The organism is Variovorax sp. Soil_C_12, from assembly GCF_057657375.1.
In genome coordinates this window covers 821,200-835,047 of the sequence record NZ_JBDGIO010000001.1, presented here as the reverse complement: position 1 = coordinate 835,047, position 13,848 = coordinate 821,200, and the positions used below count along the sequence as shown (strand labels likewise).

Annotated in this window: 12 protein-coding genes; 5 read left to right on the top strand and 7 right to left on the bottom strand. The window is 67.7% G+C overall.

What is annotated here, in order from left to right:
• Positions 1-22: 22 nt before the first annotated feature.
• The 6 genes from gsiD to AC3A6X_RS04125 form a co-directional block, all read right to left on the bottom strand.
• The gene (gsiD, locus tag AC3A6X_RS04150) at positions 23-946 is read right to left on the bottom strand and encodes a glutathione ABC transporter permease GsiD (RefSeq protein ID WP_487840931.1); all 924 of its coding nucleotides are present in this window, start codon (positions 944-946) and stop codon (positions 23-25) included.
• A gap of 7 nt (positions 947-953) precedes the next feature.
• Positions 954-1,874 carry a glutathione ABC transporter permease GsiC gene (gsiC, locus tag AC3A6X_RS04145; RefSeq protein WP_487840930.1) on the bottom strand — a complete coding sequence of 307 codons (921 nt, stop codon included), beginning with the start codon at positions 1,872-1,874 and terminating at the stop codon, positions 954-956.
• Positions 1,875-1,893: 19 nt separating this feature from the next.
• Positions 1,894-3,429 (bottom strand): glutathione ABC transporter substrate-binding protein GsiB, encoded by a 1,536-nt coding sequence (gene gsiB, locus AC3A6X_RS04140; protein WP_487840929.1) that lies wholly within the window; start codon positions 3,427-3,429, stop codon positions 1,894-1,896.
• Between the two features lie 47 nt (positions 3,430-3,476).
• Positions 3,477-5,375 carry a dipeptide ABC transporter ATP-binding protein gene (locus AC3A6X_RS04135; protein ID WP_487840928.1) on the bottom strand — a complete coding sequence of 633 codons (1,899 nt, stop codon included), beginning with the start codon at positions 5,373-5,375 and terminating at the stop codon, positions 3,477-3,479.
• Positions 5,376-5,463: 88 nt separating this feature from the next.
• On the bottom strand, positions 5,464-6,420 hold the full coding sequence (locus tag AC3A6X_RS04130) for an isoaspartyl peptidase/L-asparaginase family protein (RefSeq protein ID WP_487840927.1): 957 nt from the start codon (positions 6,418-6,420) through the stop codon (positions 5,464-5,466).
• A complete protein-coding gene (locus AC3A6X_RS04125) occupies positions 6,417-7,367 on the bottom strand; it encodes a MurR/RpiR family transcriptional regulator (RefSeq protein WP_487840926.1) in 951 nt (316 codons plus the stop codon). The genes AC3A6X_RS04130 and AC3A6X_RS04125 overlap by 4 nt, the downstream gene beginning before the upstream one ends.
• A gap of 226 nt (positions 7,368-7,593) precedes the next feature.
• Between AC3A6X_RS04125 and AC3A6X_RS04120 the strand changes: the two genes are divergently transcribed.
• Both AC3A6X_RS04120 and AC3A6X_RS04115 read left to right on the top strand, forming a co-directional pair.
• Complete coding sequence (locus tag AC3A6X_RS04120; protein ID WP_487840925.1) at positions 7,594-8,247, top strand: glutathione S-transferase family protein; 654 nt, start codon at positions 7,594-7,596, stop codon at positions 8,245-8,247.
• A 176-nt stretch (positions 8,248-8,423) separates the two neighbouring features.
• Positions 8,424-9,482 carry a beta-keto acid cleavage family enzyme gene (locus AC3A6X_RS04115; protein ID WP_487840924.1) on the top strand — a complete coding sequence of 353 codons (1,059 nt, stop codon included), beginning with the start codon at positions 8,424-8,426 and terminating at the stop codon, positions 9,480-9,482.
• 28 nt (positions 9,483-9,510) lie between these two features.
• Here AC3A6X_RS04115 and AC3A6X_RS04110 read toward each other — a convergent pair whose 3' ends face one another.
• Positions 9,511-10,521 (bottom strand): AraC family transcriptional regulator, encoded by a 1,011-nt coding sequence (locus AC3A6X_RS04110; RefSeq protein WP_487840923.1) that lies wholly within the window; start codon positions 10,519-10,521, stop codon positions 9,511-9,513.
• Between the two features lie 217 nt (positions 10,522-10,738).
• On the opposite strand from AC3A6X_RS04110, the gene AC3A6X_RS04105 reads away from it, so the two are divergent.
• Genes AC3A6X_RS04105 through AC3A6X_RS04095 form a run of 3 tightly spaced genes read left to right on the top strand, consistent with a single transcriptional unit; the run spans position 10,739 to position 13,844 of the window.
• Positions 10,739-11,581 carry a TauD/TfdA dioxygenase family protein gene (locus AC3A6X_RS04105; protein WP_487840922.1) on the top strand — a complete coding sequence of 281 codons (843 nt, stop codon included), beginning with the start codon at positions 10,739-10,741 and terminating at the stop codon, positions 11,579-11,581.
• Between the two features lie 33 nt (positions 11,582-11,614).
• On the top strand, positions 11,615-12,607 hold the full coding sequence (locus AC3A6X_RS04100; protein ID WP_487840921.1) for a tripartite tricarboxylate transporter substrate binding protein: 993 nt from the start codon (positions 11,615-11,617) through the stop codon (positions 12,605-12,607).
• A 4-nt stretch (positions 12,608-12,611) separates the two neighbouring features.
• Positions 12,612-13,844, top strand: a complete 1,233-nt coding sequence (locus tag AC3A6X_RS04095) for a CaiB/BaiF CoA transferase family protein (RefSeq protein WP_487840920.1) — start codon at positions 12,612-12,614, stop codon at positions 13,842-13,844.
• Positions 13,845-13,848 lie beyond the last annotated feature (4 nt).

The following is a 13,848-nucleotide window of genomic DNA, read 5'->3' as shown; positions in this document are numbered from 1 at the left end:
ATCCGGCGCAGGGCGATGAGCGTCATACGCGGTCGATCTTCGGATCGAGCGCATCCCGCAGCCCGTCCCCCAGCAGGTTGAAGGCCAGCACCGTGAAGAAGATGGCCAGCGACGGGAACAGTGCCACGTGCGGCGCGTTGACCATGTCCGCGCGCGCCTCGTTCAGCATCGCGCCCCATTCGGGCATCGGCGGCTGCGCGCCCATGCCGAGGAAGCTGAGGCTGGCCGCCGTGATGATGGAAGTGCCCAGGCGCATCGTGAAGTACACGACGATGGAGGAGATGGTGCCCGGCAGGATGTGCCGCAGCAGGATGGTGCGGTCGCTCGCGCCGATGCTGCGCGTGGCCTCGATGTAGGTGAGGTTCTTCAGTGCCAGCGTGTTGCCGCGCACCAGCCGCGCGAAGGCCGGCACGCTGAAGACCGAGACCGCCACCACCACGTTGGTCATGCTGCTGCCGAGGATGGCCACCACGCCCAGCGCCAGCAGGATGCCGGGGAAGGCGAAGAGCACGTCGGAGATGCGCATCACGATGCGGTCCCACCAGCCGCCGTAGTAGCCGGCGAGCAGGCCCAGCACGGTGCCGATGATGGCGCCCACCACCACCGACAGGAAGCCGGTCGCCAGCGAGATGCGCGCGCCCATCAGGATGCGGCTGAAGATGTCGCGCCCCAGCGGATCGACGCCGAACCAGTGGGCGGCGGAGGGCCCTGTGTTGAGCTTGTCGTAGTCGAAGAAGTTCTCGGCGTCGTAGGGCACGATCCAGGGCGCGACGATGGCGATGGCCACCAGCAGCAGCACGAAGACGCCGGCGCCCATCGCGACATGCTGCATGCGGAACTTGCGCCAGAACTCGGTCCACGGCGTGCGCACACGCGACGAGGCGGCGATCGCGGCGACCGGCTGCTCGGCCACGGCGGGGATGGGTTCAGCGGGAGGGGTGCTCATCGCCTGCTCACTTGTAGCGGATGGTGGGGTTGATGAAGCCGTAGAGCATGTCCACCACCAGGTTGATCAGGATGAACTCCAGCGAGAAGAGCAGCACCAGCGTCTGGATGATCGGGTAGTCGCGCATGTCGACCGCGTCCACCAGCAGGCGCCCGAGGCCGGGCCAGTTGAACACCGCCTCGACCACGATCGAGCCGCCCAGCAGGAAGCCGAACTGCAGGCCCATCATCGTGACCACCGGGATCAGCGCGTTGCGCAGGCAGTGCTTGAGCACCACCCATTTCTCCGACACGCCCTTGGCGCGCGCGGTGCGCACGAAGTCCTCCTGGATCACCTCGACGAAGGAGGCGCGGGTGAAGCGCGCCATCACCGCCGCCACTGCGGCGCCCAGCGTGATCGAGGGCAGGATGTAGTGGCGCCACGAGTCGGCGCCCACCGTGGGCAGCCAGCCGAGCTGCACCGAGAAGATCTGCATCAGCAGCATGCCCAGCGCGAAGGCCGGGAAGGAGATGCCCGAGACCGCCAGCGTCATGCCGAGGCGGTCGGGCCACTGGTTGCGATACACCGCGGACGTGATCCCGATCGCCATGCCGAAGACCACCGCCCAGGCCATGCTGGTGAGGGTGAGCAGCAGCGTGGGCATGAAGCGCTCGGCGATCTCGGTGGAGACCGGCCGCTTGGAGCGCAGCGAGCGGCCGAAGTCGCCCTGCAGCATGTTGGTGAAGAAGTTCAGGAACTGCTGCGGCAACGGCTTGTCGAGGCCGAGGTCCGCGCGCACCAGCGCCACCGTCTCGGGGCTGGCGTCCGGCCCGGCCGCCAGCCGCGCCGGGTCGCCGGGCAGCATGTGGACGAACAGGAACACCAGCACCGCCACGATGAGCAGTGTCGGCAGCAAACCCAGCAGGCGCTTGAGGACGTACTGAGTCATCGGTGCGCAGCGTGCAGGATCACTTCAGTTCCACTTCGTCGAAGTTGAAGCTGCCGTCCGGGATCACGTAGAAGCCGCTCAGGTTGCGCGCACGCACCGACAAGAGCTGCTCGGTGACCAGGAAAGCCCAGGGCGCGTCCTTCCAGATGCGCTGCTGCGCGTCGGCGTAGATTTTGGCCTTGGCGGCGGGATCGGTGGTCACCAGCGCCTTCTTGATGTCGGCGTCGACTTCGTCGTTCTTGTAGTAAGCGGTGTTGAAGAGCTTGGGCGGGAAGGACTCGGAGGCCAGCAGCGGGCGCATCGCCCAGTCGGCCTCGCCGGTCGACGAGGACCAGCCCACGTAGTACATGCGCACCGGGGCGGTGGCCGGGTCCTGCGCGCTCTCCACGCGCTCGACGCGCTGGCCGGCCTCGAGCGCCTGCACCTGCACCTTGACACCGACCTGCGCCAGCTGCTGCTGCACGAACTGGATCACTTTCTGCGCGGTCGTGTAGTTGTAGGCCGACCAGAGCGTGCTCTCGAAGCCGTTCGGGTAGCCGGCCTCCTTCAGCAGCTCGCGCGCCTTGGCCGGGTTGTAGGGCCAGGGGCCGAGCTTGGACGCGCCCTCGATGCCCTTGGGCAGTACGCCCTCGGCCGGAATGGCGTAGCCCGAGAACGCCACCTTGACCAGCGCCTCCTTGTTGATCGCATAGTTGATCGCCTCGCGCACCTTCGGGTTGTCGAAGGGCTTCTGCTGCGTGTTCATCGAGATGTAGCGATGAATGATCGAGGGCGAGGTGTTCACCTCGAGGCTGGGCTTGCCCTGCAGCGTCGCGGCCGCTTCGGGCGGCATCGGGAAGGCGAAGTGCGCCTCGTTGGTCTGCATCATCGCGGCGCGCGTGTTGTTGTCGACCACCGGGCGGAAAGTGATCGTGTCGACCTTCGGATAGCCCTTCTTCCAGTAGCCGTCGAACTTGGCGACCTTCAGGTAGTCGGTGGCCTTCCACTCGACGAACTTGAAGGGGCCGGTGCCCACGGGGTTCTGCGCGATGCCCTTGCTGCCGTACTTGGCCAACGCGGCCGGCGAGATGATCACGCCCGAGGGGTGCGCGAGCGTGTTGATGAAGGGCGAGAAGGGCTCGCTGAGCGTGAAGCGCACCGTGGTCGCATCGACCGCCTCGGTCTTGGCGATGTTCTTGTAGAGGTTGTAGCGCTTGAGCTTGTTGTCCGGGTTGGTCACGCGGTCGAAGGTCGCCTTCACCGCTTCGGCATTGAAGGGCGTGCCGTCGTGAAACTGGACGCCGGTGCGCAGCTTGACGGTGTAGACCAGCCCGTCCTTGCTGACGGTGTGGCCGGTGGCCAGCACCGGCACCATCTTCATGTCCTTGTCGAAGCCGTAGAGGCCTTGGTAGAAGGACTTGGCCACCGCCTGCGAGAGCGTGTCGTTGGCGTCGTAGGGGTCGGTGGTGGTGAAGTTGGACTGCACGGCCACGACCACGTCCTTGGCCGCCTGCGCCGACATGGCGAGGCCGGCCAGCGCGAGGGCGGCTGCGATTCGGGTAAGACGCTTGTTCATGCGAAGACTCCTTTGACGTCGCTGGGTGGGAAGAGAAACCAAAAAAATCAGAAGGCGCCGGCGATCGGATGCCGCGCCACGAAATGGCCCGGGCCGACCTCGACCAGCGGCGCCACCGAGGGCTGGTAGCCCACGGGATGCACCGGGCTGGGCACCTCGCCCTGCAGCAGCGGGCGCTTCTGCTGGCGCCGCGCCGGGTCGGCCACCGGCACCGCGGCCATCAGCCGCTTCGTGTAGGCATGCTGCGGGTTCTCGAAGATGGCGCGCCGCGGGCCGATCTCGACGATCTGGCCCAGGTACATCACGGCCACGCGGTGGCTGATGCGCTCCACCACCGCCATGTCGTGCGAGATGAAGAGGAAGGCCACGCCCAGCTCGCGCTGCAGGTCGAGCATGAGGTTGACGATCTGGGCCTGGATCGATACATCCAGCGCCGAGACCGACTCGTCGGCCACCACCACCTTGGGGTCGAGCGCCAGCGCGCGGGCGATGGCGATGCGCTGGCGCTGGCCGCCGGAGAACTCGTGCGGGTAGCGCTGCGCGTAGTCGGCCGGCAGGCCCACCTTCTGGAGCAGCCAGCGCACCCGCGCCTGGGCCTCGGCGCCGCTGGCAACGCGATGTACCAGCAGCGGCTCCATGATCGAGAAGCCCACGGTGAGGCGCGGGTCCAGCGAGGCGAAGGGGTCCTGGAAGATGAACTGGATGTCGCGCCGCAGTGCTTGCAACTCGCCCTGCGGCAGCGCGAGCACGTTGCGGCCCTTGAACTCGATCTCGCCGCCCTGGCTGTCGACCAGGCGCAGCAGCGAGCGGCCGGTGGTCGACTTGCCGCAGCCCGACTCGCCCACCAGCCCCAGCGTCTCGCCGGCATGCAGGTCGAAGCTGATGCCTTCCACGGCATGCACCCGGCGCGTGACGCGGCCGAACAGGCCGCTCTTGAGGTCGAAGCGCGTCACCAGGTCCTTCACGCGCAGGATCGGCGGGACGTCGCGGCGCACCGTGTCCTGCGGGCTGCGGTCGCTCACGCTGACGCCGGCTGCGTCGACCTGCAGCAGCTCGAAGCGCGCCGGCAGCTCGGTGCCGCGCATCGCGCCCAGCTGCGGCACGGCGGAGAGCAGGGCGCGGGTGTAGGGGTGCTTGGGGGCCGCGAACACCTGCTCCGACGGGCCGGCCTCGGCCTTGTCGCCGCGGTACATCACGAGCACGCGGTCGGCCACCTCGGCCACCACGCCCATGTCGTGGGTGATGAAGACCACGCCCATGTGCATCTCGGACTGCAGCTCGCGGATCAGCTGCAGGATCTGGGCCTGGATGGTGACGTCGAGCGCGGTGGTGGGCTCGTCGGCGATCAGGAGCGAGGGCCGGCAGGACAGCGCCATCGCGATCATCACGCGCTGGCGCATGCCGCCGGACAGCTGGTGCGGGTAGCGCTGCAGCACGCTGCGCGCCTCGGGGATGCGCACCAGCTCCAGCATGCGCAGCGCCTCGGCGCGCGCGGCCGCGCGGTCCTTGCCCTGGTGGATGGCGATGGCCTCCGCGATCTGGTCGCCGGCGGTGAACACCGGGTTGAGCGAGGTCATCGGCTCCTGGAAGATCATCGCGATGTCGGCGCCGCGGATGCCGCGCATGGTGGCGTCCGTGGCCTTCGCCAGGTCGAGCACGCGGCCGTCGCGGCGCTTGAAGGTCATGCGGCCCTCGAGGATGCGGCCGCCGCCGTATTCGACCAGCCGCATCAGCGCCAGCGAGGTGACGGACTTGCCCGAGCCCGATTCGCCCACGATGGCCAGCGTCTCGCGGCGCTCGACGTGGAAGCTCAGCTTGCGCACCGCGTCCACGGTGCGCTCGGAAGTGGCGAAGCGCACGGTGAGGCCGTCGACCTCGAGCACGCGCTGCTCCGGCAGCTGCAGGGCAGCGCCGGCGGCGGAAGAGGACAGAGTGGCAGCGCTCATAGGACCAGCTCCGTGCATGCGCGCTGCAGCGATGCGGACTTGCTCCCTTTCCCTCTGTGAGAGGACTGGGGTGAGGGCACCGGACGCCTCATCGATGAATCGCCGTCTGCGGCGCCTCGCTGCCGCGGGCATGGCCGCGGTACATGCCCTCGGTATTGAAGGGCATGCAGACGTTGCCGTTGCGATCGATCGCGATCAGCCCGCCGCTGCCGCCGATCGCCGGCAGCGACTGCATCACCACCGCCTGCGCCGCCTGCGCCAGCGACTGGCCCGCATAGCGCATGCGCGCGCAGACGTCGTAGGCCGCGGCGGCACGGATGAACATCTCGCCGCTGCCGGTGCAGGACACGGCGGCACGCTTGTCGTCGGCATAGGTGCCGGCGCCGATCAGCGGCGAATCGCCGACGCGGCCGGCGCGCTTGTTGGTCATGCCGCCAGTGGAGGTGGCGGCCGCCAGGTGGCCCTGCAGGTCGAGCGCCACGGCGCCGACGGTGCCGAACTTGCGGCCTTCGTCCAGCGGCGCGGCGGCATTCGCCGTGCCGTCGTGGTCGAGCGCGACGCGGCCAGCAGCTTGCGCGCGCACCAGCTGCGCGCGGCGCGCCTCGGTGGAGAAATAGGACGGGTCGACCATCTCCAGCCCGCGCTCGCGCGCGAAGTCCTCGGCACCGGCGCCGGCCAGCAGCACGTGGGCGCCGTCCTCCATCACCGCGCGGGCCGCGCGCACCGGGCGGCGGATGCGGCTGACGCAGGCCACCGCGCCCGCGCGCAGGTCGGCGCCGTTCATCACGGCCGCGTCGAGCTCGTGCGTGCCGGCGTGGGTGAAGACGGCGCCGTGGCCGGCGTTGAAGAGCGGGCAGTCCTCCAGCATCTCGACGGCGAGGCAGGCCGCGTCGAGCGCGGAGCCGCCGCGCAGCAGCAGCGCCTGGCCGGCCTGCACGATGGCGCGCAGCGCCTCGTGGTAGGCCTGGGCGGCGCCGGCGTCCAGCGCCGCGGCGCTGATGGTGCCGGCGCCGCCGTGGATGGCAATGACGGGCGTCGTTCTCATCGGGTCTTCTTCTTTCCGGCCGGCGCGCGCGGCACCGGCCTTTGCTTGATCTTCGGCGTGCTCGCGGCCCGCAGGTCCTGCGCGCCGTGCAGCCAGGGCATCACGGCATGAACCACCTTGCTCGCGGCCTGGTAGGCCTGCGGAGCGCGCAGGGCCACCGCGCTGGTCAGGGCCTCGATCAGCGCCAGAACGCTGGTCTCGCAGTTGGGACGATAGCGGGTTTCGGTCTGCGCGTAGAGGGCCACGTCGGCCAGCGGCGCGATCGGCGAGCTAGGCCGGTCGGTCAGCGCCAGCACGCCGATGCCCTGGCTGCGCGCGAGGCCGGTGAGGGCGACGGTGTCGGTCAGGTAGCGCGGGAAGGTCAGCGCCACCAGCAGGTCTTGCGGCCCGCCGCGCGACAGGGCACGCGCGCCGTGCGTGACGCCGCTGACCGATGACAGCAGGCGCACGTCGCCGCAGTAGGCATCCAGGCCGTGGTGCAGCAGCCCGGCCAGCCAGGCGCTGGCGCCGAAGCCGGCGATGAAGACGGTGCGGGCGCCGAGCACGCGCGCCACCGCCGCTTCGCAGGAGGCGCGGTCCAGGGCCTGGCGCGTCGCGCCGATGTTGCCCTGGCTTTCCTCCAGCGCCATCGCGAACACATCGGCCACCGTCGAGGGGCGCGCGAGGTTGCCGCGCAGCCGCTCCACCGGCGCCACCAACGGCTCGAAGCCGCGCACCAGCTCCGCGCGGAAGCTCGCATAGCCGTCGAAGCCCAGGGCGCGGGCGAAGCGGTTGGCGGTGGCGACCGAAACGCCGACGGTGGCGGCCAGCTCGTCGATCGGCAGGGTGGCGACCTGCAGCGGGCGCTCGAGCACGTAGTCGGCCACCTGGCGGTGCGAGGGGGTCAACTGCGGCAGGGCCTGGGCGATGCGCTGGGCGACGGTGGTAGCTGCGGAGGAAGCCGGCATGCAGGGGGACTCGCCCGTTCACGGTGCAGGCGATGTAAATAAAATTACATAGTGGTGAGAGGAAAGTAAATTTTCAATCATTGCTTTCCGTTTAGCAAGCTGCGGGCCACCCATGGATCGCTATCGCCCAATGAGCAACGGACGACGTCAAACGGGCACGAGCGGGCGGTCGATTGCGCGATCATTCGAAGTTCTCTGGGGTTCGAGCGCGAAAAGGACACTCACGATGAGCATCACCATCACCGCCTTTGAACGGTCGCCCGACGGCGGCAAGGGTCTGGCGCGCGACACGCGCGTGCGCTGGGCGCTGGAGGAAGCCGGCCTGCCCTACGAGGTGCGCCTGGTGTCCTTCCGCGCGATGAAGGAGGCCGCGCATCTGGCGCTGCATCCCTTCGGCCAGATCCCCACCTACGAGGAAGGCGACCTCGCGCTGTTCGAGACCGGCTCGATCGTGCTGCACATCGCCGAGCGCCACGCGAGCCTGTTCCCCGCCGATGCCAATGCAAGGGCGCGCGCCATCACGTGGATGTTCGCGGCGCTCAATACGGTCGAGCCCCCCATCCTCGAACTCGTCACCGTCAAGCTGGTGGACGGCGACAGGCCCTGGAAGGCCGAGCGCCTGCCCCTCGTCGAGGACCGGTTGCGCGCCCGACTGAACCAGCTGGCCGCCCGCCTGGGCGACGGCGACTGGCTGGACGGCGGCTTCAGCGCGGGCGACCTGCTGATGGTGTCGGTGCTGCTCCGGCTGAGACCGTCCGGCCTGCTGAACGAGTTTCCCAGCCTGGCCGCCTATGTCGCTCGCGGCGAAGCGCGGCCGGCCTACCAGCGGGCGTTCGCCGCGCAACTGGCGATCAACGCCGCCCCCTTGCCGGCGGGCTGACGGGGCGCCGCTGCCTGCGCGGACGAAGCGATGCACAGCCGGCGGATTGGCGCGAAATGCCAAACGGGCGGCGCGATCCGGCAAACGGCCTTCTGCCTGGCCGTCCTACAGTGAATGCGCCCTCGGAATCCGACGCCGGATGTCTGCGGGAGTCCATTACTCACTGGAGACACGCAATGAATTTCCTCGACGGACACCTGTTCCCCGAGAACCAGCAGCCGCTCATCATCACCGCCGCTCCCTATGCGCCGGGCTGGCTGCCCTCCGACTTTCCCGAGGACATCCCCGTCACGATGGAAGCGCAGATCCAGAAGGCGGTGGACTGCTACAACGCCGGCGCCACCGTGCTGCACCTGCACGTGCGCGAGCTCGATGGCAAGGGCAGCAAGCGCCTGTCCAAGTTCAACGAGCTGATCGCCGGCGTGCGCAAGGCCGTGCCCGAGATGGTGATCCAGGTGGGCGGCTCGATCAGTTTTGCGCCGGAGTCGGAAGGCGCTGCCGCCAAGTGGCTGAGCGACGACACCCGCCACATGCTGGCCGAGCTCGACCCCAAGCCCGATCAGGTCACGGTGACGGTGAACACCTCGCAGATGAACGTGACCGAACATGCGGAGCTGGCTGATTTCAAAGGCACCTCCCGGGAGATTCCCGCCATCTTCAATGCCTACAAGGAAATGACGGTGCCCTCCCAGCCCGGCTGGGTGGAGGAGCACATCCGCCGCCTGAGCGCCGCCGGCATCCAGAGCGCCTTCCAGTGCTACAACATCAACAGCTTCGAATCGGTGGAGCGGCTGATGCGCCGCGGCGTCTACAAGGGCCCGCTGGTCATGAACTGGGTCGCCATCAGCGGCGGCATGGATGCGCCCAACATCTACAACCTGGCCAACATGCTGCGCGCCGTGCCTGACGGTGCGGTGCTGACGGTCGAAAGCTCGGTGCGCAACGTGCTGCCGATCAACATGATGGGCATTGCCATGGGCCTGCATGTGCGCTGCGGCACCGAGGACGTCCTGTGGAACCAGTCGCGCACGGCCAAGGCGAGTACGGTGTCGCAGATCGAACAGTTGGTGCGCATCTCTCGCGAGTTCGGCCGCGAGATCGCGACGGCCCGGCAGGCCCGGGAGATCTCCGGGATCGGCGTGTTCTACGACACGGCGGACGAGTCCCTGCAGGCCAACGGCTTCGCCCCGAACCGCAACGGCGGCAACCAGGGCTTCCTGCGCAAGGCCGCCTGAACGCTAGGCCTGTCGAGCGAGGTCTGCGCTACGGCCCCGGAAGGTACTGCTGGCGCCAGCTGCTCGGGCTTTGCTGGAACTGCTTGCTGAACCACCGTGTGAAAGAGCTGTTTTCCGCAAAGCCGGCAAGCGCGGCGGCCTCGCCGATGGAGAGCTGCGGGTTCTGCAGTGCGCGGACGGCGGCCTGGCTGCGCACGGCGTCCAGCGTGTCCTGAAAGCTGGTGCGGCTGTTCTCCAGCTGGCGCTGAAGGGAGCGGGATGTGCAGCCCAGCGCGCTGGCCACTTGGGCGATGCCGTGGCGCCCGTGCGGCAACAGCGACTGGATGGCGCTTCGTACCTGCTGCTCGATGGGCTTGGGAGATCTGCCGGGCGCGTGGAGGTCCATCAGATGGCGGGCATGCGCCTCCATGCCGCTGTCGTGCTCCGGATCGAGAAGCTGCAGGTCTTCGGTGGACAGCACGATGCCGTCGAAGTCCGAGGCGAACACGACTTCGCTGCCGAGCACCCGGCGGTGAAGGGCCATGCTGCTGGGCGCAGCGTGCGAGAAATGCACGCCGACGGGCTTCCAGCCTTTGCCCAGCTGGTGGCGGCACAGGCTCAGCAAGGCCGTGATGCCCAGCTCCATGGGGTGGCGTCCCGGCGTCTCCCTCTCCGTGTCCAGGTGCAACTGGATGATCGAAAGCCGCCCCTGCGTCACGGTTTCCGTGGTGATGGTGGTGCTGATCAGGTGGTGGTAGTCCTTGAGTGTCTGCACAAGCGTGGCCAGGCTGGGCTGATGCTGCAGAAGCAGGCTGATTTGCCCGAAGTCCGACAGCCGCCAGTACGAACCCATGAGCAGCCCGAGCGATGCGTTGCCGGTTCGCGCGGAAGAAGCGTCCAGCAGCTGGGCGAAGGCGGTCTCGGGCACCAGCAGGTCGGGCGAGTTCAGGCAGCTGTGGTCCAGGCCGACCTGGCGGAGCATGCTCAACGGATCGATGCCGAGCTCATGCGCGACTTTCGAGTACTTGTTGAGGCTGATGCTTCGGATGCGGGGCGTCATGATTGACGTCTATCAATGCTGTGCAAGTTGGTCAATGGTGTTAGTACCAGAGGCCCTGGCAGCTGCGGCGCAGCCACGGCGCGACTGGGTAAGCGTGTGTCGTGATCGGTCAAGCCGGTTGGCGCCTTGCGGTTCGAGAATTGCTCCATCGGCAGGCACAGGATGAATGCATCGCAAGACCTGCCGCGGTGGACTTCCAGGAGACAAGGAGCAGGCAATGAAAGTCGAACAACTGACGTGCACCATCGGTGCGGAAGTATCGGGTGTGCATCTCGGCGATGCGTCGCGCGACGCCGGTCTGGCCCATGAAATCAAGGCCTTGCTGCTGCAGCACAAGGTGCTGTTCTTTCGCGACCAGGACATCACGCGGGCAGAGCATGTGGCCTTTGCCCGCCACTTCGGTGAACTGGAGGACCATCCCGTGGCCGGCAGCGACCCGGACCATCCGGGGCTGGTTCAGATCTACCGCAGCGACAAGCGCGAAAACTACGAGAACAGCTTTCACACCGATGGACAGTGGCGCGAAGCACCGCCCATGGGATGCGTGCTGCGCTGCATCGAATGCCCGCCGGTCGGAGGGGACACCCTCTGGGTCGACATGGTGCAGGCTTACGGCAACCTGCCGGACGACATCAAGAAGAAGATCGACGGCCTGAAGGTGAAGTGCAGCATCGAGCATTCATTCGGCGCCGCCATGCCGGAAGAAAAGCGCCGGGCACTCGGCATGGAGCATCCGATGGTGGAGCATCCCGTGGTGCGCACCCATCCGGAAACCGGGGAGAAGATCCTGTATGTCTGTGGGTTCGCAACCCATTTTGCGAACTACCACACGCCGGACAACGTGCGCTACGGCCAGGACAAGACACCGGGCGCCAGCCTCCTGCTCAACTACCTGACCAGCCAGGCGGCCATTCCCGAATACCAGGTCCGGTTCCGCTGGAAGCCCAACAGCGTGGCCATGTGGGACAACCGCTGCACGCAGCACTACGCGGTCCAGGACTACTGGCCGGCGCCCCGAAAAATGGAGCGCACGGCCATCATCGGCGACAAGCCCTTCTAAGCGCGCGGTACGCAGCAATCAAAGGAGACAGACATGAAGCAGCAGGAATACTTCTGGTGGCGCGGATTCGCCTTGGCAGTCGGAATCGGCGTCCTGGGTTGGACCACCGAGGTCCAGGCCCAGCCGGCCTGGCCCACCAAGCCGATTCGCCTGGTGGTGGCCGGACCTGCCGGCGGCAGCGCCGACGCGTTGGCGCGGCTGCTGGCGGAGGGCATGCAGCAGGAACTGGGCAAGCCGGTCATCGTGGAATCCAAGGCCGGTGCCGCCGGCGCGCTGGCGATCGGCGATCTGATGTCCACCGGCAAGGATGGCCACACCTTCCTGGTCATCCAGGGTGGCGCGGTGAGCGAAACGCCGCTGGCGTACAAGGTCCACTACCAGCCCTTTGCGGACCTGAAGCCGCTGGCCCAGCTGAGCCGCACCGGGCTGGTCCTGGTCGCCAACAAGGATCTGCCTGTCTCCAACCTGCAGCAGGTCGTGGCGTATGGAAAATCGCAGAAGGACGGCGTCAGCTTCGCGTCCTACGCGGCGGGAATGAAGGGCCATACCTCGGGCGTGCTGCTTGGGAAGCTCACGCAGATGCAGATGAATCATGTGGGCTACAAGGGCTCTCCCCCGGCGCTGACCGATCTCATGGGCGGCCATGTGCCCCTGATGTTCGATGGGGTGACCACCTCGCTGCCGCTGATCAAGAGCGGCAAGATCAAGGCGATTGCGGTGAACTACCCGACCCGCATCGCCGCGTTGCCGGAGGTGCCCACCTTCAAGGAGCTCGGCTACCCGCAGCTCGCGCAGGCAGGCTGGTTCGCCGTGTGGTCCCGCCCGGATGCTCCCGCGGCGGTCCAGCAGAAAATGCGCGAGCTGACGCTGGCTTATTTCAAGCGGGACGCGGTGCAGCACCGCATCAAGGAAATGGGCATGGAACAGGGCGGCTCCGAGACTTCGGAGGAGATGATGACGGACTTGAAGCAGGCCTACCAGCAGCAGTCCGCACTGCTGAAATCCATCGACTACAAACCGGAGTGAAGCGATGTCCATCGAGGAGCATGCGATGAGCGCGACCGGCGAATCCCGCCTTCCACTCGCCGGCGTGCGTGTGCTGGATCTGTCGCGCGTTCTGGCCGGCCCCATGTGCGCCCAGGCGCTGGGCGACCTGGGCGCCGAGGTCATCAAGATCGAGCATCCCGCCCGCGGCGACGACACGCGCGACTGGGGCCTGCGCGTGGGCTCGCGCAACACCGCCTACTTCAACAGCGCCAACCGCAACAAGCAGTCGATGGGCGTGGATCTGCAAAAGCCCGAGGGTCAGCGCCTTGTGCGCGAGTTGGCCGCGAAGAGCGACGTCGTGATCCAGAACTTCAAGTTCGGCGGAATCGCGAAGATGGGGCTGGACTACGAGTCGCTGAAAGCCATCAACCCGGGCCTCGTCTACTGCTCCATCACCGGCTACCGCACCGATGGCCCCGAGGCCGCGCGCCCGGGCTACGACCTGGTGGTGCAGGGCGAGGCCGGCCTGATGGCACTGAACGGCGAGGAAGGGCAGGGCCCGCTGAAGTTCGGCGTGGCGGCGGTGGACATGTTCACCGGCATGTATTCGGCGCAGGCGATCCTGGCAGCCCTGTTCGATCGCCAGCGCACGGGACAAGGACGGCATGTCGAGATGGCCCTGTACGACTGCGGCCTGACGATCACCGCCTACTACGGCATGGAGGCGCTGCTCATGGGCAACGATCCGCCCAAGTACGGCAACGCACACCCTTCCATCGTGCCCTATGGCGTGTTCGATGCGGCCGATGGCCCGCTGGTCATCACGGTGGGCAACAACGCGCAGTTCCAGCGCTTCTGCACCGAGGTGCTGGAACGGGCCGACCTGGCGACCGACGAGCGCTTCGTCACGAACCTGGCCCGCTCGCAGAACCGACATGCACTGCTGCCCGAATTGCGTGCCGAACTGGCCCGCCGTCCGCGTGAGCTTCTGCTGGCGCGCCTGACGGCGGCCGGCATTCCCTGCGGCGAGGTCCTGGGCCTGCTGGAGGCCCTGCAGTCGCAGCGCACTGCAGAGGCCGGCTTGCTGGCCGAGCTTCCCAACCCCGAGACGGGCCGCGTGCAGGTGCTGGCGCCTCCGTACCGCTTCGACGGCCAGCGCATGCCCGTGCGTGCCGCGCCGCCGCTGCTCGCGCAGGACACCGAACGCGTGCTCGGCGACCTGCTGGGAATGGACACAGAGGCCATTGCAGCGCTCCGGCAGGGCGGCGTTCTGTAAAGGC